Origin of the sequence: Streptomyces sp. NPDC056734 (assembly GCF_042790455.1) — a bacterium.
GTDB lineage: Bacteria > Actinomycetota > Actinomycetes > Streptomycetales > Streptomycetaceae > Streptomyces.
This window is the reverse complement of sequence record NZ_JBHTZD010000008.1, coordinates 140,613-160,154: the sequence shown is the minus strand read 5'-3', so window position 1 is coordinate 160,154 and position 19,542 is coordinate 140,613. Positions and strand designations below refer to the sequence as shown.

Here is a 19,542-nt window from a genome sequence, read left to right as displayed (position 1 = left end):
ATTCGGCGCAAACTGCTGAAAGCAGATGGTCGTTGGGGTTACTGTCAGTTTCGTGTTCGCTGCAGAACGTCGCCAATTGATCCTCGAAATGGTGCGAGCAAACGGAGCCGTGTCGCTCCGGGAGCTGGCCCGCGTCGTCCAGACCTCAGAAGTGACCGTACGGCGGGACGTGCGCGCACTGGAGGCAGAAGGACTCCTCGACCGCCGGCACGGCGGTGCGGTACTGCCGGGCGGATTCACGCGGGAATCCGGCTTTCCGCAGAAGTCACATCTCGCGACCGCCGAGAAGACGGCCATCGCCGATCTCGCCGCCAGTTTCGTCCAGGAGGGCGAGGCCATCGTGGTCGGGGCCGGCACCACCACCCAGGAGCTGGCCCGCCGGCTCGCCCGGGTGCCCGGACTGACCGTCGTCACCAACTCCCTGCTGGTCGCCCAGGCCCTCGCCCACGCCAACCGGGTCGAGGTCGTGATGACCGGCGGAACCCTCCGCGGCTCCAACTACGCCCTCGTCGGCTCCGGGGCCGAACAGTCCCTCCAGGGCCTGCGGGTGTCCCGCGCCTTCCTCTCCGGCAGCGGGCTGACCGCCGAACGCGGGCTGTCCACGTCCAACATGCTCTCCGCCTCCGTCGACCGGGCCCTGGTGCAGGCCGCCTCCGAGGTCGTGGTCCTCGCCGACCACACCAAGCTCGGCACCGACACCATGTTCCAGACCGTCCCCACGGACATCATCACCCGGCTGGTCACCGACGAGCCCCCGGCCCACGACGACCGTGCGGCCACCGAATTGCAGGCTCTGGCCGACCAGGGCGTCCAGATCGCCGTCGCCGGCACCTCGGGCAGCCCGTCGGGAAACGCGGGGGGTGACTCCGCCCCGGCCCGCCCGGCCCGCCGGGAGGTGCGGGACGTCCCCCTGCCCGGCCCCCGCCGGGGTGTCCCCGGCAGCACCGCGCTGCGCGGCGCCGCCACGGTCCTGGGGGAACAGTCCCCGGGGACGGAGCGGGCCCGCGTCGCGGACCTGCGGCGACGCTGAAGGGGTCGGCCACCCGGCCGACCCCTCCGCGCACCCGCACCGGATGACTCCCGGCGTCAGTCCTTGATCTCGCAGATGGTGGCGCCGGAGGTGAGAGAGGCGCCGACCTCGGCGGACAGGCCCTTGATGGTGCCCGACCGGTGGGCGTTGAGGGGCTGTTCCATCTTCATCGCTTCGAGGACGACCACGAGGTCGCCCTCCTTGACTTCCTGGCCCTCCTCGACGGCCACCTTCACGATGGTGCCCTGCATCGGGGAGGCGAGGGTGTCGCCGGAGGCGACGGGCCCGGACTTACGGGCCGCCCGCCGCTTCGGCTTGGCCCCGGCCGCCAGTCCCGTACGGGCCAGGGACATGCCCAGGGACGCCGGGAGGGACACCTCCAGGCGCTTGCCGCCGACCTCCACGACGACGGTCTCGCGGCCGGTGTCCTCGTCGCCCTCGGCGTCCGCGGGGGCGCTGAAGGGCTTGATCTCGTTGACGAACTCGGTCTCGATCCAGCGGGTGTGGACCGTGAAGGGCTCCTCGGAGCCGGTCAGCTCGGGGGCGAAGGCCGGGTCGGTGACGACCGCGCGGTGGAAGGGGATGGCCGTGGCCATGCCCTCGACCTGGAACTCGGCGAGCGCGCGGGCGGCCCGCTGGAGGGCCTGGGCGCGGGTGGCGCCCGTGACGACCAGCTTGGCGAGCAGGGAGTCCCAGGCGGGGCCGATGACGCTGCCGGACTCCACGCCCGCGTCCAGGCGGACGCCGGGGCCGGTGGGGGCGTCGAAGCGGGTGACCGTGCCCGGCGCGGGCAGGAAGCCGCGGCCGGGGTCCTCGCCGTTGATGCGGAACTCGAAGGAATGGCCGCGCAGCGCCGGGTCGTCGTAGCCGAGGGCCTCGCCGTCGGCGATCCGGAACATCTCGCGGACCAGGTCGATCCCGGCGACCTCCTCGGTCACGGGGTGCTCGACCTGGAGGCGGGTGTTGACCTCCAGGAAGGAGATGGTGCCGTCGGTGCCGACGAGGAACTCGACGGTGCCCGCGCCGACGTAACCGGCCTCCTTCAGGATCGCCTTCGACGCCGCGTACAGGTCGGCGGTCTGGGCGTCGGACAGGAACGGCGCCGGGGCTTCCTCGACCAGCTTCTGATGGCGGCGCTGGAGGGAGCAGTCACGGGTGGAGACCACCACGACATTGCCGTGCGTGTCGGCCAGGCACTGGGTCTCGACGTGGCGGGGCTTGTCGAGGTAGCGCTCGACGAAGCACTCACCGCGCCCGAAGGCGGCGACGGCCTCGCGGACGGCCGAGTCGTACAGCTCGGGGACCTCTTCGAGGGTGCGCGCGACCTTCAGGCCGCGTCCGCCGCCGCCGAAAGCGGCCTTGATGGCGATGGGCAGACCGTGCTCCCGGGCGAACGCGACGACCTCGTCCGCGCCGCTCACCGGGTCCGGGGTGCCGGCGACCAGGGGCGCCCCGGCCCGCTGGGCGATGTGCCGGGCGGCGACCTTGTCGCCGAGGTCGCGGATGGCCTGGGGCGGGGGGCCGATCCAGGTGAGGCCGGCGTCGAGGACGGCCTGGGCGAACTCCGCGTTCTCCGACAGGAAGCCGTAGCCCGGGTGGATGGCGTCGGCGCCGGATTCGCGGGCGGCGGCCAGGACCTTGTCGATGTCGAGGTAGCTGGTGGCGGGGGTGTCACCACCCAGGGCGAACGCCTCGTCGGCGGCGCGGACATGGAGCGCGTCCCGGTCCGGGTCCGCGTAGACGGCCACGCTCGCGATCCCTGCGTCCCGGCAGGCCCGGGCCACGCGGACAGCGATTTCGCCACGATTGGCGATGAGCACCTTGCGCACGATTGAGGCTCCCTCCTTGAAACAAGCCGAGTTTAGGGACAGCCGACACGACAGTTCGACCCGTCCCCAATGGTGAGCTTGCCCACACGGAGCGTGATACGAGGCTCGCTCCACCCGCGAAAGCCCTTGTCGCACCGTGGTACGCAGGGACCCTCCGTAAAACCCTAGCCCCCCTCTGTGGTCAAGGTCTCTGTCATCACGTGCTGCGGGCCACTCGGTTTCTTTGTGGAATCCCTACTAATGGCCCAATGATTCTTTGCGCTCCGTAGAAGCCTTGTCCCTCGGTTTACCCGTAGGTGGTCTCCGCGCCCCGAATCGAACGTCCGGGGGCGGTGTACGACGTACGACGGGCGGCGGGGCGGTGTCCCGGTCAGCTCTGCGGCGGTGCCCACAGCTCCGTGATCCCGACGCCCAGTTCGGCCAGCAGCCGGCGGACCAGGGGCAGGCTGATGCCGATCACATTGCCGTGGTCGCCGTCGATGCCGTCGATGAAGGGCGCCGAGCGGCCGTCCAGCGTGAACGCCCCGGCGACATGGAGGGGCTCGCCGGAGGCCACGTACGCCGCGATCTCGGCGTCCGTGGGCTCGCCGAAGCGGACCACCGTGGCGGCGGTGCCGGAGGCGTACCGGCCGCTGACGGTGTCGTAGACGCAGTGGCCGGTCTGGAGCGTGCCGGCCCGGCCGCGCATCGCCTTCCAGCGGGCGGTGGCCTCCTCGGCGTCGGCGGGCTTGCCGAGTGCCTCGCCGTCCAGGTCCAGCACCGAGTCGCAGCCGATCACCAGCGCGCCCTTGGCGTCCGGGCGGGCGGCCACCACGGACGCCTTGGCCTCGGCGAGGGCGAGCGCCAGTTCGGCGGGGGTGGGGGCGGTGACGGCGTCCTCGTCGACGCCGCTGACGATCACCTGCGGCGCGAGCCCGGCTTGCCGCAGCAGGCCGAGCCGGGCGGGGGACTGGGAGGCGAGGATCAGGCGGCGGCGGGGGTGGTCGGTCATGCGGTCAGATTACGTCGTCCGCCCGCGGGTCCCCGCGCTCAGCCGAGGCCGATCACGATCATCGCCAGGACCATGCCGAGGGCGATGAGAAGGCTGAGCCGCCGGAGCATCTCCTGGGTTTCGCGGAGTTCCTTCGGCGGCTTGTTCTCGGGGTCGGACCACAGCATGCCACTAGCGTGGGGCTGGGGTGGGTTGGGGCGCCTGAGTATGCGTACTCAGATGGGTGCGGGGCTGTTTGTGTGCCTCGCCCGAGGGGGTGGGGGTGCTGTGGTTTGGCGGGTGCGGGTGTGTTGTGGTTGCTCGCGCAGTTCCCCGCGCCCCCAAAAAAGCAGGCCCGATGCCGTTCGCGCCTCTTGAAGGGCGGGGGTCAGGTTGGCCAGTAGGTGCGGGGCCAGGAGGTGGGGCCCGGGTGGGGGACCTGGCGGGTGGCTACCCGGGAGGGGTCGGACCAGGTGTCCCGGGGGGCCGGGAGACGGGGTTGCTGGGACTGGGCCGCTATCGCCCTCGCTCTGACCACCGCCAGGGCGGCGGCCAGTTCCTCCGGGGTGGGGTTGCCCCGTATGACCTTGATCGACATCATGGCGGGCTCCTGGGGCTAGAGGGGAATGTTGCCGTGCTTCTTCGGAGGCAGGGATTCCCGCTTGGTGCGCAGCTGACGCAGACCGCGGACGATATGGGCGCGGGTGTCGGACGGCATGACGACCGCGTCGATGTAGCCGCGCTCGGCCGCGATGTACGGGTTGAGGAGGGCGTCCTCGTACTCCCGCATCAGACGGGCCCGGGCCTCCTCCGGGTCCGCCGCCTCGGCGATGGTGCGCCGGTGCAGGATGTTGACCGCGCCCTGGGCGCCCATCACGGCGATCTGGGCGGTCGGCCAGGCGAGGTTCAGGTCCGCGCCCAGGTGCTTGGAGCCCATCACGTCGTAGGCGCCGCCGAACGCCTTGCGGGTGATCACCGTGATCAGCGGGACCGTCGCCTCGGCGTACGCGTAGATCAGCTTGGCGCCGCGCCGGATGATGCCGAAGTGCTCCTGGTCGACCCCGGGCAGGAAGCCGGGGACGTCCACGAAGGTGATCACGGGCACGTTGAAGGCGTCGCAGGTGCGGACGAAACGGGCCGCCTTCTCACTCGCCGCGATGTCCAGACAGCCCGCGTACTGCATCGGCTGGTTGGCGACGATGCCCACCGGGCGGCCCTCGACCCGGCCGAAACCGGTGAGGATGTTCGGCGCGAACAGCGCCTGCGTCTCGAAGAACTCGGCGTCGTCCAGGACATGCTCGATGACCGTGTGCATGTCGTACGGCTGGTTCGCGCTGTCCGGCACGATCGTGTCCAGCTCGCGGTCCTCGTCGGTGCGGACGAGGTCCGCCTCCTCCGGGAACGCGGGCGGCTCGCTGAGGTTGTTGGACGGCAGGTACGACAGCAGCTGCTTGACGTACTCGATGGCGTCCTTCTCGTCACCCGCCATGTGGTGGGCGACGCCGGAGGCGGTGTTGTGGGTGCGGGCGCCGCCCAGCTCCTCGAAGCCGACGTCCTCGCCGGTGACGGTCTTGATGACGTCCGGGCCGGTGATGAACATGTGCGAGGTCTGGTCGACCATGACGGTGAAGTCGGTGATCGCGGGCGAGTACACCGCGCCGCCCGCGCACGGGCCCACGACCAGGCTGATCTGCGGGATCACCCCGGAGGCGTGGGTGTTGCGGCGGAAGATCTCGCCGTACGCGCCGAGCGAGGCCACACCCTCCTGGATACGGGCGCCACCGGAGTCGTTGATGCCGATGACCGGGCAGCCGGTCTTCAGCGCGAAGTCCATCACCTTGACGATCTTCTGGCCGTAGACCTCGCCGAGGGCGCCGCCGAAGACGGTGAAGTCCTGGGAGAAGACGGCCACCGGCCGCCCGTCGACCGTGCCGTAGCCGGTCACCACGCCGTCCCCGTACGGGCGGTTGCCCGCCAGGCCGAAATTGGTCGAACGGTGGCGGGCGAACTCGTCCAGCTCGACGAACGAGTCCTCGTCCAGCAGCAGCCCGATCCGCTCACGGGCCGTCAGTTTTCCCTTGGCGTGCTGCTTCTCGACCGCGCGCTCCGAACCGGCGTGCGTCGCCTCCTGGACGCGGCGCCGGAGATCCGCGATCTTCCCGGCGGTGGTGTGCGTGTCGATCTCGTGCGGCTCGTGCGGCTCTTTCGGCCCTTGTGGCTCTTCCGGCTCGGACATCGGGATGCGGCTCCCTGCCTGCTCAAAAGGGGGGACGGTTACTCATCCGTAGAGTAGTGCGGGGCTTTCCGATCGGCAGTGCGGCGTTTCCCACACCCGGAGTGCCTTGCGGATCACACCGGGTGCCGTGCGCCTCCCTGCCACCGAGGGTGGGCCCCCGGGCACCGAGGGTGTGCGTCCCGGCGTCCCCGTCGCGGCGCCCGGGACCGGGCCTAGGGTGGCTGATATGACTCCCCGAGACGCCTCCGAACCGCCCGCCGGCCGCTGGTCCGACCTGGACCGGCCGCCCCTCGACGCCACGGCCCTGCGCCGGGCCCTGCTGCGCGAGGGCGGGCTCTGGTCGGAGCTGGAGGTCGTGCAGCGCACCGGGTCCACCAACTCCGACCTGGTCGCCCGCTATGCCGGTGGCAGCGCGCGGAGCGGCACCGTCCTGGTCGCCGAGGAGCAGACCGCCGCGCGGGGGCGCCTCGACCGGCAGTGGAGCGCCCCGCCCCGCTCGGGCCTGTTCTTCTCGGTCCTGCTGGAGCCCGCCGTCCCGGTCGCCCGCTGGGGCTGGCTCCCGCTGCTGACCGGGGTCGCGGTGGCGACCGGCCTGGCCCGCACGGCCGGCGTCGACACGGCACTCAAGTGGCCCAACGACCTGCTGCTCACGGTCGGCGGCGAGGAGCGCAAGGCCGGCGGCATCCTCCTGGAACGCGCCGGGGAGAGCGCCGTCGTCATCGGCGTCGGCATCAACGTCACCCTGCGGGAGACCGAGCTTCCCGTCCCCACCGCCGGTTCCCTGGCCCTGGCCGGGGCGGTCACCACCGACCGGGACCCGCTGCTCAGGGCCGTACTGCGGGCCCTCGCGGACTGGTACGGCCGCTGGAGCGCCGCCGACGGCGACCCGCTCGCCAGCGGTCTCCAGGAGACCTACGCGGCGGGCTGCGCCACGCTGGGCCGCGAGGTACGGGCCGAACTGCCCGGGGACCGCTCGATCACCGGCGAGGCGATCGCCGTCGACGGCGACGGACGGCTGGTGATCGCGACGGCGGACGGGGTGCGGGAACCGGTCGGGGCGGGGGACATCGTGCATCTGCGGGCGGTGTGAGGGGTGGGGGTGCGGTGAGGGGTGTGGGCCGCGCGGGGGCTGCGGAAGGCGTGACGGGAGCGGGCCGTGCGACGGTCGAGGGAGGCGTGACGGCTGTGGCGGTCGTGGCGGGTGTGATGGCTGTCGGCCGCCTGGTGGACGCGTGGTCGCCGCGAGGTGGTGTGACCCTTGTGATGGTGTGAATGGGGCATTTTCCGTGGTGGTCCGGACAGAGAGGCCGGCGCCGGCGTCCGGTGGCGGAGCGGGACCCGCACCATGGCAGCAGGTCTCAGCGCTTCTCGGTACGGCCCCCTACGTCTCAGTACCTCTCAGTACGTCTCAGTACGTCTCGCAACGGAGTGACCTGGCCCACAGCTACCGTAAAGTTGAGGCCGGTCGATCCTGACCGCGGCAGATCGGAAGGGCAGCAGGCGTGACCGTCGACGACACGGGCTCCGGCAGGGGTGACCGAGCGCCCGACGGCACCGACCCGGGCGACGACCCCCTGGCGCTCCGGCTGGAGCAGCTCATCCTGGGCGCCGAGCGGCGCTACACCCCCTTTCAGGCGGCCCGCAGCGCCGGTGTCTCCATGGAGCTGGCGTCCCGCTTCTGGCGGGCCATGGGCTTCGCCGACATCGGCCAGGCCAGGGCGCTGACCGAGGCCGACGTCCTCGCGCTGCGCCGGCTCGCCGGTCTGGTGGAAGCGGGCCTGCTCAGCGAGGCGATGGCGGTGCAGGTGGCCCGGTCCACGGGGCAGACCAGCGCCCGGCTGGCCGAGTGGCAGATCGACTCCTTCCTGGAGGGGCTGACCGAGCCGCCCGAGCCCGGCATGACCCGCACCGAGGTCACGTACCCCCTGATGGAACTGCTGCTGCCGGAGCTGGAGGAGTTCCTGGTCTATGTCTGGCGGCGCCAGCTCGCCGCGGCGACGGGCCGGGTGGTGCAGGCGGCGGACGACCAGGAGATGGTCGACCGCAGGCTCGCCGTCGGCTTCGCCGACCTGGTCGGCTTCACCCGCCTCACCCGCCGTCTGGAGGAGGAGGAACTCGGCGAACTCGTGGAGGCGTTCGAGACCACCGCCGCCGACCTGGTGGCCGCGCGCGGCGGCCGGCTCATCAAGACCCTGGGCGACGAGGTGCTGTACGCGGCCGACGACGCGGGGGTGGCCGCCGAGATCGCGCTGCGCCTGATCGAGACCATGTCCGGCGACGACACCATGCCGGAGCTGCGGGTCGGCATCGCCTTCGGCACGGTGACGACCCGGATGGGCGATGTCTTCGGCACGACCGTGAACCTCGCCTCCCGGCTGACGTCCATAGCTCCCCGTGACGCCGTCCTCGTCGACAGCGCCTTCGCCGAGGAACTGGTCCGCACCGGTGAGGCCCCCGTCTCCGAGGCCGAGGCCGCCGAACGGGCGGTCACGGCGGAGAAGGAGGGCGAGGAGCCGCCCGCGTACCGCTTCGCCCTCCAGCCGATGTGGCAGCGCCCGGTCCGCGGCATGGGCGTCGTGGAACCCTGGCTGCTGACCCGCCGGGAGGGCGACCGGGCGTAGTCCGCGTCCGAGGGACCTCCCAGGCGTCCGGTCGGGGGCGGGGTGGTGGGGGTCGTCGGCTGAGGGTGCGGGGGCATCGGTGGCGGCTTCGTGGTGGTGACCCGGTGGGATGGCGGTCAGGTCTGGCCGTGTGTCTCGGTCGCCGAAGATTGCGCCCAGGCCGGGGTGCGGGATGCACGGGCCTGGGGCTTCCTGTGCGGGCGGCTGTTGTGGTGGTGTGGTCGGTTCGTTGGGGGCGGGGTAGTGGGGTTCGTCGGCTGACCACGCCGGTGCATCGGTGGCTCGTTCGTGGTGGTGACCCGGTGGGATGGGCGGTCCGGTGTGGTGGTGTGTCTCAGTCGCCGAGGACCGCGCCCAGGCAGAGGCCGAGGAGCGGGATGCACAGGCCCGGGTCCTTCTGTGCGGGTGGTTTCGGTGATGGCTGTGGTGGCGGGGGCGTCGTTTGGGTGGGGGGCGGGGTGGTGGGGGGCGTCGGCTGAGGGTGTGCGGGCGTCGGTGGCTGGTTCGTCTCGGCGGGGGACTGTGGGGGGACGGGGGCGCTACTGGTGGCCGGCGGTGGGGTCTTTGTGCCGGTGGGGGGTGCGTCGGTGTCGGCGTCGTCCGGGAGTGGCGTACCGGCGAGTCCTTCCATGGCGGAGGTCGCCGACGGGCCGGGCTCGGGGGTGGCGCTGGTGGGGAGGGTCGACGCGGCGTGCGTGGAGCGGTCGGGGTCGGCCGGGGGGTGCTCGGGCCCGGTGCCCGGCTCCGCCTGGGCCGTCCGGGGCCCGGCGGTCACCGAATCCGTGCCGGGCGGTACGAGGCTCAGCGCGCCGAACGCGAGAGCGAGCCCGGCGACGGCGAGCAGGACCTTGCGGGGGCGGGGCCTGCGGTGCCGCCCGCTGGCCAGCAGGGGCAGGCGGCGGCGGGGCGGGCCGGTGCTGATGCTCGCGCCGGAACCGGCGCTCGCGCGCGCACGCGCGTTCCCACTCGGGTGCGCGTGGTCGTCCGTCGTCCTGTCGGTCATGGGTCCCCTCCCCGGTGTGTGCCGCGCGACCCCCCGGTCCGCCGTGGCCGTGCGCACGTTATGCGCTCATGTGGGTGAAGGGGCCGGGGTTGGGCGCGATGTCACTCGAACGGGGTGCCGGAGCGTCGGGCGGGAACCGAACGGGTCTTTTGTCCGTGCGGCCGGGCTGCGATGATCGGGTGACTGTTGTTAACCCACGTTAACCGGGAGGGTGTCATGGGCGGCGAGGAGCGGTTCGGGGAGTTCGTGCTGGTGCGGCGGCACGAGGAGGGGCGGGTCGCGGAGCTGGTGCTGGACCGGCCGAAGGCGATGAACGCCGTGTCGACGCAGCTGGCCCGGTCCATCGCCGGGGCGTGCGCGGCGCTGGCGGCGGACCGGGACGTACGGGCCGTGGTGCTGACCTCGACCCATGAGCGGGCGTTCTGTGTCGGCGCGGACCTGAAGGAACGGAACTCCTTCAGTGACGCCGAGCTGGTGCGGCAGCGGCCGGTGGCGCGCGCGGCGTACACCGGGGTGCTGGAGCTGCCGATGCCGACGGTGGCGGCGGTGCACGGGTTCGCCCTCGGGGGCGGCTATGAGCTGGCGCTGTCGTGCGACGTGATCGTGGCGGACGGTACGGCGGTGGTGGGGCTGCCGGAGGTGTCGGTCGGGGTGATTCCGGGGGGTGGCGGGACGCAGTTGCTGCCCCGGCGGGTGGGGGCGGCGCGGGCCGCCGAGCTGATCTTCACGGGGCGGCGGGTGGAGGGGGCGGCGGCTCGGGAGCTGGGGCTGGTGGATGTGCTCGTGGAGGACGGGCGGGACCGGGAGGAGGCGCTGGGGCTGGCGTCCCGGATCGCCGCGAACTCGCCCGTGGGGCTGCGGGCGGCGAAGCGGGCGCTTCGGGTGGGGCAGGGGCTGGATCTGCGGGCAGGGCTGGAGGTGGAGGACGCGGCGTGGCGGTCGGTGGCGTTCTCCGGGGACCGGGCGGAGGGGGTGGCGGCGTTCGCGGAGAAGCGGGCGCCGGTGTGGCCGGGGGAGTGAGGGTGCGCCGCGTCTGGGCTGGCGTCGGGGCGTGACACTTACCGCGTTGGCGGGTGCCTCCCCCAGAGGGGGGACCCCCAGCCCACCCGTGCCGCCCTGCGGCACGACTGCCCGCGGCTATGGGGGAAACGGGCGCCAACCGCCCTGCCCTAAGGGGCGCGGGGAACTGCGCGATCAGCCACACACGACCCGCACTCGCCCACTCACCCTTGCCACCCCCCACCCCCCCCACCCAACCCCATAACCCTCCGTACACACTCAACCTCCCCATTCCCCCCTTTCCTCCCTAACCTGGATGAATGGCAGAGGACACACGGCTGGCCGCAGTCGTAGCCCTGGCTCAGGGAATGGCCGCGGCGGGGACGCCAGGGGAGTCGTGGCGGGCCGCCGCCCTGGGGGCGTGCCGCGCGCTGGACGGGAGTTTCGCCGCGCTGTCGACCTGGGAGCGGGAGCGCGGCCGCCTCCGGGTCCTGGTCAACGTCGGAGACCTCGCCGCCGACGAGGACGAGTTCCCGGACGACGAGGCGTACCCCGTGCATCAGTTCCCGGAGATCACCGAGTTCCTGCACGAGCGCTGGGCCGGCGGCGGTGGCCCCAACGCCTGGGTGGAGACCGCCGACGGCCCCTGGACCGGCCGCCCCGGCTACCTCCATCAGCGCGTCGCCGCGCTCAGGCGCCGCGGCCGGGGCTGCTGCGTCGTCGCGCCGGTCGTGCTGCACGGCCGGGCCTGGGGCGAGCTGTACGTCGCCCGCCCCACCGGCGCCCCGGTGTTCGCGCGGGCGGACGCCGAGTTCGCCACCGTCCTCGCCTCCGTCGTGGCCGCCGGCCTCGCCCAGACCGAGCGGCTGGAGGAGGCCCGCCGCCTGGCCTTCACCGACGCCCTCACCGGCCTCGCCAACCGCCGCCTGGTCGACAGCAGGCTGGACGAGGCCGTGGACCGGCACCGCCGGGACGGCGCGGTCGTCAGCCTCGTGGTCTGCGACCTCAACGGGCTCAAGCGCGTCAACGACACCCACGGGCACGCCGTCGGCGACCGGCTCCTGGAACGCTTCGGCACCGTCCTCTCGCTGTGCGGCGCGATGCTCCCCGGCGCCCTCGTCGCGCGCCTCGGCGGGGACGAGTTCTGTCTGCTGGCGGTCGGCCCCCCGGCCGACGACGTGGTGAAGGTCGCCGGAGAGCTGTGCCGCCGGGCCGCCGAGCTGGACCTGGGCGAGGGCGTGGCCTGCGGGGTCGCCTCCACGCAGGACGCCATCGGCCCGGTCCGCTCCGCCCGGCGCCTGTTCCGGCTCGCGGACGCCGCCCAGTACCGGGCCAAGGCCGTACGGGCGGCGAAACCGGTGGTCGCGGGGCGCGAGGGCCCGGACGACCCCGTCGTACGCCTCGCCGACGAGCCCTCGATGCGGCCCACCGCCGAACGCCGCCGCTTCCGGGGCCGGCACGAGCCGCGGCGGTGAGGAGGCACAAGCGGTAAGGGGTGAACCCGGGCCCCACTGGTGACATCTTCGAATTCACTGCGTACGCTCCTGAATATGGATATGCACACTGTGGTGGTGGGGACGACGGGTACGACCGCGTCCGACGTGCTCGCCGTGGCGCGCGGCGGCGCCCGGATCACGCTCTCCGACGAGGCCGTCGCCGCTCTGCGGGCGGCCCGCGAGATCGTGGACACGCTGACGGCCAAGCCCGATCCCGTCTACGGGGTCTCCACCGGGTTCGGCGCCCTGGCCACCCGGCACATCGGCCAGGACCTGCGCACCCGGCTACAGCGCAACATCGTCCGCTCGCACGCCGCGGGCATGGGACCGAGGGTGGAGCGGGACGTCGTACGGGCGCTGATGTTCCTGCGGCTCAAGACCCTCTGCTCGGGACACACCGGCGTGCGCCCCGAGGTCGCGCAGGCCATGGCGGACCTGCTCAACGCCGGGATCACCCCGGTCGTCCACGAGTACGGCTCGCTCGGCTGCTCCGGCGACCTCGCCCCGCTCTCGCACTGCGCCCTGACCCTGATGGGGGAGGGGGACGCCGAAGGCCCGGACGGGACCGTGGCACCGGCCGCCGAACTCCTCGCCGCGCACGCCCTCGCCCCCGTCGAACTGCGCGAGAAGGAGGGCCTCGCCCTGCTCAACGGCACCGACGGCATGCTCGGCATGCTGCTGATGGCCCTCGCCGACCTCGACCGCCTCTACCTGTCCGCCGACATCACCGCCGCCCTGTCCCTGGAGGCGCTGCTCGGCACCGACAAGGTGCTCGCCCCCGAGCTGCACGCGATCCGCCCGCACCCCGGCCAGGGCGCCAGCGCCGCCAACATGCTGGCCGTGCTCAAGGGGTCGGGGCTGACCGGGCATCACCAGGACGACGCGCCCCGCGTCCAGGACGCCTACTCGGTGCGCTGCGCCCCACAGGTCGCCGGCGCCGGACGGGACACGATCGCGCACGCCCGGCTGGTCGCCGACCGCGAACTGGCCTCCGCCGTCGACAATCCCGTCGTGCTGCCCGATGGCCGGGTGGAGTCCAACGGGAACTTCCACGGCGCCCCGGTCGGCTATGTCCTCGACTTCCTCGCCATCGCCGTCGCCGACCTCGCCTCCATCGCCGAGCGCCGCACCGACCGGCTGCTGGACAAGAACCGCAGCCACGGGCTGCCGCCCTTCCTCGCCGACGACCCGGGCGTGGACTCCGGGCTGATGATCGCCCAGTACACACAGGCCGCGCTGGTCAGCGAGCTGAAGCGGCTGGCCGTACCGGCGTCGGCGGACTCCATCCCGTCCTCCGCGATGCAGGAGGACCATGTCTCCATGGGCTGGTCGGCCGCCCGCAAGCTGCGCACGGCCATCGACAACCTCACCCGCGTCCTCGCCGTCGAGCTGTACGCCGCCACCCGGGCCGTCGAGCTGCGCGCGGGCCTGACGCCCGCCCCGGCGACCCGGGCGATCCTCACCGCCGTACGCGCCGCCGGGGTCCAGGGGCCCGGCCCGGACCGTTTCCTCGCCCCCGACCTCGCGGCGGCCGACGCCTTCGTGCGGGACGGACGGCTGGTCGCGGCGGCGGAGACGGTCACCGGACCGCTCCGGTAGCGCCCCTTCGGCGCGTGCGGGACCGGCGCGGGACCTACGTGCGGGACCGGCGCGGGACCTATGTGCGGGACCAGCGCAGGAGACTACGTGCGGGACTACTTCAGCTTGGCGATCTGCGCCTCGACGAGGGCGGCCGGGATGTCCGTGGCCTCGCCCGTGCCGATCGAGCCGAAGTCGACCGTGTAGAACGTGGCGATCGTGCTGCCCGTGCGGACGACCTCGGTGTTGAAGGCGGCCGTGCCCTGGCCGTCCATGTCGATCTTCATGGTGAACGCCGCCGACTCGTCGCCCTGGTCGGCGCCCTCGTAGGCGCTGACCTCGGTGATCTGCGACGTTTCGCCCTCGCCCGTCATGGCGAAGCCGCCGGAGCACGCCCGCACACCGTCGTTCACTGCCTTCATGGCCTGCTCGGCGCCGTCACCCTCGTAGGAGGACAGGCCCACGAAGGTCATGTTCATCTCCATGAGCATGTCCACGCCCTCCTCGGTGAGCGGCCCGGTCGGGGAGGCGCCGCCCGTGGGGTCCTCGCCCACCAGGTTGTTGGCGCCCGCGTCCGTCTCGCCGGGCGGAAGGGCCGAGGTCGACCACACGAGCGGGTCGCACTCGGCCTGGTCGGCCGACACCTCGGTCTTGGAGTCCGGAATGGAGTCGTCGCCCGGATCGACCCGGAAGCCCTTCAGCTCGCCCTCCGCGAGCAGCAGCTTCTCCAGCTCCGTCGCGCTCAGCGCCTTGGCCGGGGCGGCGGCGGAGGAACCGGAGTCCCCTGATCCCGCGGCTCCCTCGGAGTCCGCGGAGCCCTCGTCCGAACAGCCTGTGATGAGGGCCAGCGACAGTGCGCCCACGGCGGCCGTGGCGCTCAGCCGCGCCCTCGATGATCTCTTCATGAGCGGACTATGAACAATTGGTCAAGGGACCGTCAAATCGGATTGTTTGACGGTCTGACCATTCGGGAGTTTCAGGGCCCCAGCCGCTCCCGCCGTACCGAGTACACGACGAATCCGGCGCCGAGCGTCAGGAACAGCGTGCCGCCGGCGACGTACGGCATGCTGTCGAAGCTTCCGGTGCTGGCCAGTTCGAGGGTGCCGCTCGATGGACCGGTGCCCGTAGCGGCGGCGTCGGAGGTGATCGTGGCGATCCTGGCCTGGGTCGTGGGGGACGCCGAGGGCGTGGGGTCTCTGGCTGGATCGTCGCCCGTCGCGTTCGCGGAGGGGACGAACCACAGGGCCCCCAGCAGGGCTCCCGCGGCGGTGGCGGTCAGCAGCGGACGGCGGGCGGATGACACGGAATATCGATCCCCTTGTAGCGCTGGCGAATTGGCCGTGTGGGGCGATGTTAGTGAAAGGTGCGGGTCACGGGAAAGTCACGGGAGCGCCTGGCCTTACGCTCCGACCATGAGCACACCAGAGACATCACGTTTTGTACGGCTTCGGGTGGACCTCGTGCTGGAGGTCGAGGACCCGGGTGCGGTGACCGGCGCCGCGCTGGCCCGGGTCGCGGGCGACCGGGAGCTGCCCGAGGCGGAGCGGGCGCACGCCGAGGCCACTGTGAGCGAGGACACAGCCGAGGCCCTCGCCTATCTCGTGGACCCGTTCGACCTGGTGGGCGAGGTGCCCGGGGTCGAACTGCACCAGGCGTCCTGGAGCAGCGAGCAGATCGACTACGACCCGGACTCCCCGGACTGGGAGGGGGACGAGGACGATGCCGAGTACGGAGTAGGCGAGGACGACTACGCGGCGCCGGTCCGGGCGGGGGCCCACGGCTGAAACGCACTTCACACGAACCCCGCGGGAAATCCCGCGGACTTCATGGCCCCGGGCGGAACCGCCGCCCGGGGTTTCGTCGTCTCAGCGAGCGCACGGGCCGGTCTGCGCCACCCGCGTCCTGTGGACGTGGTGTGCCCCACACATCCGAGGCATGTGGAACGGGACGAACCGGTCGTAGCGTTGGAAGGTCTTGACGGGGACTCTCGGGGTTCTGGGGAATCGGCGACGATGGAGATGCGTGTGATGACGAACAGCAAGCGGCGCAGGGGCCTGACGGTCGCGTCCGCTCTGCTCGGCGGTGTGCTGGTGCTCTCTGCGTGTTCGGGTGGTGGCGATGACAGCGCCGCCGCCAGTGAGGGGGGCGGCGACAGCTCACAGGCCAAGGTCGACGAGGCGGCGGCGCAGAAGACCTCCGAGGCCCAGATCAAGATCACACCCGAGGACGGCTCGGCGAACGCCTCCATCAACAATTCCGCGGCGGTCACGGTCAGCAAGGGCACGCTCACCGCGGTGACGATGACGACCACCGAGGGCACGGCGGTCGCGGGCGAGATATCCGCCGACAAGACGAGCTGGGCGCCCACCGCCCAGCTGGAGCGGTCCACCTCCTACAAGGTCCAGGTCACCGCCGCGGACTCCGAGGGCCGCGCGGCCCATGAGAACGCGTCCTTCACCACGGTCTCCCCGGACAACAGCTTCATCGGCACGTTCACGCCGGAGGACGGCTCCACGGTCGGGGTCGGGATGCCGGTCTCGATCAACTTCGACAAGGCGATCACCAACAAGGCCGAGGTCCAGCAGGGCGTCACCGTCTCCAGCAGCAGCGGCCAGGAGGTCGTCTGCCACTGGTTCAACGCCAACCGCATGGACTGCCGGCCCGACCAGTACTGGCAGGAGGGCTCCACCGTCACGCTGGATCTGGCGCTCGACGGTGTCGAGGGTGCCTCCGGGGTCTTCGGCGTCCAGCAGAAGACGGTGACCTTCACCATCGGCCGCAATCAGGTGACCACCGTCGACGCCGAGACCAAGCAGATGAAGGTCACGCAGGACGGCAAGACGATCAAGACCATCCCGATCTCCGCCGGCGCCCCCGAGACCAAGACCTACGAAGGCCAGATGGTGATCTCCGAGAAGTTCGTGGAGACCCGGATGAACGGCGCGACGGTCGGTTTCACCGACGACGACGGCAAGGGCGAGTACGACATCAAGGACGTCCCGCACGCCATGCGCCTGTCGACCTCCGGCACCTTCATCCACGGCAACTACTGGGGCGACAAGTCGATCTTCGGCAGCGTCAACACCAGCCATGGCTGCATCGGTCTGTCGGACACCAAGGGCGCCGACGACCCGGGCACGGCCGGTGCCTGGTTCTACGACAACTCGATCATCGGTGATGTGGTGATCGTCCAGAACACCGGGGACACGACCATCGCCCCGGACAACGGTCTGAACGGCTGGAACATGGACTGGGCGCAGTGGCAGGAGGGTTCGGCCATCTGACGCCGGACCAGCCCGACCGCTCCGCGTATGCCGCTCCCCACCGGGGGGCGGCATACGCGTGTTCGGTCCGCTTTGCGACCAGGCTTTGCGCGCGCAGTACGGGCTTCTCATGTTCCTCTTATCCCAGCCTTATTCCGCCATCACGTCCCCTCCCTACCTTTCGGCGCATGTTCTTCACCTATCTGAGGCGCGAGCTGCGCCGCCGCAGGAAGGCGGCCCTTGTCGTCGCCTCCGGACTGGCGCTGGGTATTGCGCTGGTCATCGTGGTCAACTCCGTGTCTTCCGGCATGGGGCAGGCCCAGGACAAGGTGCTCGCGTCCCTCTTCGGGATCGGCACCGACATGACGGTCACCAAGGCCGCAGAACCGCCCACCGATGACGCCGCCGGCGGCGGTGGCGGTGGTCAGCGTTTCCAGTTCGACGCACAGGAGGACGGCTCCGGCGAGGAGCAGAGCAGCGACCGCGTGATGGTGCAGGGCTTCGAGACCCTGGCCAGCTCGACCGTGGCCGAGGTCGGTAAGCAGAACGGGGTCGCCGACGCGGTCGGCGGGCTCAGCCTTCAGGTCATGAAGGTCAACGGGGAGTTCACCCAGGGCCAGGTCGAGGAGGAGACCGCGCCGACCGCTCCCGGCGGTGGCGGGGGCGGCGGGGGCGGTGGCGGCCGGGTCCAGGGCGGCGGCGCCGAGTTCGACGTCAACAGCTACTCCGTCTACGGCACCGATGTCGCCCAGCTCGACCTGGGCCCGCTGACCACCTCGAAGATCACCAGCGGCCGTACCTTCGAGGCCACCGAGACCGACGCCAAGGTGCTGGTCGCCGACTCCGCGTACGCCCAGGAGAACGACCTCAAGGTCGGCTCGGACGTCACCATCAAGAGCGTCAAGTACGAGGTGGTCGGCATCGCCACCGCCGACAGCGGGGACGCCACCGCCGACCTCTACGTCCCGCTGAAGCAGGCGCAGACGCTGAGCGACTCCGCGGACAAGATCACCACGATCTATGTCAAGGCGACCGACTCCCAGCAGATCTCCACGGTGAAGTCCGAGATCCAGAACAACATCCCGGACACCACGGTGACGACCTCCGCGGATCTGGCGGACACGGTGTCCGGGTCGCTGTCCACGGCGGCCGACCTGGCGACCAGCGTCGGCAAGTGGCTGTCCATCGCGGTGCTGATCGCCGCCTTCCTGGTGGCCGGGCTGCTGACCTCGTCCGCGGTGTCGCGCCGGGTCCGTGAGTTCGGCACGCTCAAGGCGCTGGGCTGGAAGTCGGGACGGGTGACCGGGCAGGTCGTCGGCGAGGCCATGGTCAACGGTCTGGTCGGCGGTGTGCTCGGGATCGCGATCGGGCTGGCCGGTGCCTATGTGGTGACCGCGATCAGCCCGACGCTCCAGGCGGAGATGGGCAGTGCCGCCGCCAACTCCGGCGGGCAGGGCGGCGGAGGCGGCCGGATGATGAGCAGTCAGACGGCGTCCCAGACCGTCGATGTGGCCCTGACGGCCCCGGTGTCCATGACGACCATCGTCATGGCCGTGGGCCTCGCGGTGGCCGGCGGCCTGATCGCGGGCGCCTTCGGCGGCTGGCGGGCGTCCCGACTGCGCCCGGCGGACGCCTTGCGCCGCGTCGAGTAGCCGCCACCGGCCTCCGGCCACACCGTGGGCACCGGGTCCGGCTTCCGGCTACCTGGCCTCGCGGCGACCGGCCTCCGGCCATACCGCGGGCACCCGGCACCGGCTTCCGGCCCGCTGGCCACCGGCCTTCGGTGTCTGGAGACCGGCGACCGGCCTTCGGTGTCCGGAGACCGGCCTTGGGTCATCCGGCGACCGGCTTTCGGTCACCTGGTCACCCGGCCACCGGTCTTGGGTCATCCGGCCTTGGGCCTCACGGCCTTCGGTCATCCGGCTTCCGGTCACCTGGCCGGGCGGTCACCGGTCTTTGGCGACCGGCGATCGGAGATTGGAGACTGGCCTTGGGCTATGCGGCCCTTGGTGGCCCGGCCTCGGGTCATCCGGCTTCCGGCCATCCGGCCGGGCGGTCACTGGACTTCGGTGTCGGGCGACCGGCGATCGGAGATTGGAGACCGGTCTTGGGCCATGCGGCCTTCGGCGGCCCGGCCTCGGGTCATTCGGCTTCCGGTCAGCTGGCCGGGCGGTCACCGGTCTTCGGTGTCGGGCGACCGGCGATCGGAGATTGGAGACCGGTCTTGGGCCATCTGGCCTTCGGTGGCCCGGCTTCCGGTCATTCGGCTTCCGGTCACCTGGCCGGGCGGCCACCGGCCTTCGGTGTCCGGAGACCGGCGACTGGCTTCCGGTCACCTGGCTACCCGGTCACCGGTCTTGGGCCACCCGGCCTGCGGCCACCCGGCCACCGGCGTCCGGTGTCCGGAGACCGGTGGCCGGCCTCGGGCGACCGGCTTTCGGTTACCCGGCCTTGGGCCGACCGGCCTTGGGCCGACCGGCCTTGGGCCGACCGGCCTTGGGCCGACCGGCCTTGGGC

The 19,542-nt window shown here is 71.9% G+C and carries 17 protein-coding genes; 9 read left to right on the top strand and 8 right to left on the bottom strand.

The annotated features are described in order from the left end of the window. Positions 1-25: 25 nt before the first annotated feature. A complete protein-coding gene (locus tag ACFRFC_RS14490; RefSeq protein ID WP_382680586.1) occupies positions 26-1,030 on the top strand; it encodes a DeoR/GlpR family DNA-binding transcription regulator in 1,005 nt (334 codons plus the stop codon). A 56-nt stretch (positions 1,031-1,086) separates the two neighbouring features. Here the strand turns inward: ACFRFC_RS14490 and ACFRFC_RS14485 are convergent, their stop codons facing one another. The 5 genes from ACFRFC_RS14485 to ACFRFC_RS14465 all read right to left on the bottom strand — a co-directional run bounded on the left by ACFRFC_RS14485 (position 1,087) and on the right by ACFRFC_RS14465 (position 6,065). Further along, a complete protein-coding gene (locus tag ACFRFC_RS14485) occupies positions 1,087-2,859 on the bottom strand; it encodes an acetyl/propionyl/methylcrotonyl-CoA carboxylase subunit alpha (RefSeq protein ID WP_382680587.1) in 1,773 nt (590 codons plus the stop codon). A 370-nt stretch (positions 2,860-3,229) separates the two neighbouring features. Continuing rightward, positions 3,230-3,850 (bottom strand): Maf family protein, encoded by a 621-nt coding sequence (locus tag ACFRFC_RS14480; protein ID WP_382680588.1) that lies wholly within the window; start codon positions 3,848-3,850, stop codon positions 3,230-3,232. A gap of 38 nt (positions 3,851-3,888) precedes the next feature. Next, the gene (gene mmpB / locus ACFRFC_RS14475; protein ID WP_382680589.1) at positions 3,889-4,017 is read right to left on the bottom strand and encodes a morphogenic membrane protein MmpB; all 129 of its coding nucleotides are present in this window, start codon (positions 4,015-4,017) and stop codon (positions 3,889-3,891) included. Between the two features lie 200 nt (positions 4,018-4,217). After that, the gene (locus ACFRFC_RS14470; RefSeq protein ID WP_382680631.1) at positions 4,218-4,427 is read right to left on the bottom strand and encodes an acyl-CoA carboxylase subunit epsilon; all 210 of its coding nucleotides are present in this window, start codon (positions 4,425-4,427) and stop codon (positions 4,218-4,220) included. Positions 4,428-4,445: 18 nt separating this feature from the next. Further along, entirely contained in the window at positions 4,446-6,065 is a 1,620-nt protein-coding gene (locus ACFRFC_RS14465; protein WP_382680590.1) for an acyl-CoA carboxylase subunit beta, read from the bottom strand. Between the two features lie 226 nt (positions 6,066-6,291). Here ACFRFC_RS14465 and ACFRFC_RS14460 point away from each other — a divergent pair, with 226 nt between their 5' ends. Beyond that, complete coding sequence (locus ACFRFC_RS14460; protein WP_382680591.1) at positions 6,292-7,155, top strand: biotin--[acetyl-CoA-carboxylase] ligase; 864 nt, start codon at positions 6,292-6,294, stop codon at positions 7,153-7,155. 412 nt (positions 7,156-7,567) lie between these two features. Continuing rightward, positions 7,568-8,686 (top strand): adenylate/guanylate cyclase domain-containing protein, encoded by a 1,119-nt coding sequence (locus ACFRFC_RS14455; protein WP_382680592.1) that lies wholly within the window; start codon positions 7,568-7,570, stop codon positions 8,684-8,686. 334 nt (positions 8,687-9,020) lie between these two features. On the opposite strand, the gene ACFRFC_RS14450 is transcribed toward ACFRFC_RS14455, so the two are convergent. Beyond that, positions 9,021-9,689 (bottom strand): hypothetical protein, encoded by a 669-nt coding sequence (locus ACFRFC_RS14450; protein ID WP_382680593.1) that lies wholly within the window; start codon positions 9,687-9,689, stop codon positions 9,021-9,023. Positions 9,690-9,905: 216 nt separating this feature from the next. Here ACFRFC_RS14450 and ACFRFC_RS14445 point away from each other — a divergent pair, with 216 nt between their 5' ends. The 3 genes from ACFRFC_RS14445 to hutH all read left to right on the top strand — a co-directional run bounded on the left by ACFRFC_RS14445 (position 9,906) and on the right by hutH (position 13,783). Beyond that, entirely contained in the window at positions 9,906-10,709 is an 804-nt protein-coding gene (locus tag ACFRFC_RS14445; protein ID WP_382680594.1) for an enoyl-CoA hydratase/isomerase family protein, read from the top strand. Between the two features lie 299 nt (positions 10,710-11,008). Beyond that, positions 11,009-12,163, top strand: a complete 1,155-nt coding sequence (locus ACFRFC_RS14440) for a diguanylate cyclase domain-containing protein (protein WP_382680595.1) — start codon at positions 11,009-11,011, stop codon at positions 12,161-12,163. A gap of 81 nt (positions 12,164-12,244) precedes the next feature. Next, a complete protein-coding gene (gene hutH / locus ACFRFC_RS14435; protein WP_382680632.1) occupies positions 12,245-13,783 on the top strand; it encodes a histidine ammonia-lyase in 1,539 nt (512 codons plus the stop codon). Positions 13,784-13,878: 95 nt separating this feature from the next. Here the strand turns inward: hutH and ACFRFC_RS14430 are convergent, their stop codons facing one another. Both ACFRFC_RS14430 and ACFRFC_RS14425 read right to left on the bottom strand, forming a co-directional pair. Next, positions 13,879-14,667 (bottom strand): hypothetical protein, encoded by a 789-nt coding sequence (locus ACFRFC_RS14430; RefSeq protein WP_382680596.1) that lies wholly within the window; start codon positions 14,665-14,667, stop codon positions 13,879-13,881. 71 nt (positions 14,668-14,738) lie between these two features. Next, positions 14,739-15,065: a hypothetical protein gene (locus ACFRFC_RS14425; RefSeq protein WP_382680597.1), complete on the bottom strand. Its 327-nt coding sequence runs from the start codon at positions 15,063-15,065 to the stop codon at positions 14,739-14,741. A 109-nt stretch (positions 15,066-15,174) separates the two neighbouring features. On the opposite strand from ACFRFC_RS14425, the gene ACFRFC_RS14420 reads away from it, so the two are divergent. The 3 genes from ACFRFC_RS14420 to ACFRFC_RS14410 all read left to right on the top strand — a co-directional run bounded on the left by ACFRFC_RS14420 (position 15,175) and on the right by ACFRFC_RS14410 (position 18,677). Next, positions 15,175-15,546: a hypothetical protein gene (locus ACFRFC_RS14420; protein WP_382680598.1), complete on the top strand. Its 372-nt coding sequence runs from the start codon at positions 15,175-15,177 to the stop codon at positions 15,544-15,546. A 243-nt stretch (positions 15,547-15,789) separates the two neighbouring features. After that, complete coding sequence (locus ACFRFC_RS14415; RefSeq protein ID WP_382680599.1) at positions 15,790-17,046, top strand: Ig-like domain-containing protein; 1,257 nt, start codon at positions 15,790-15,792, stop codon at positions 17,044-17,046. 167 nt (positions 17,047-17,213) lie between these two features. Continuing rightward, a complete protein-coding gene (locus ACFRFC_RS14410) occupies positions 17,214-18,677 on the top strand; it encodes an ABC transporter permease (RefSeq protein ID WP_382680600.1) in 1,464 nt (487 codons plus the stop codon). Positions 18,678-19,542 lie beyond the last annotated feature (865 nt).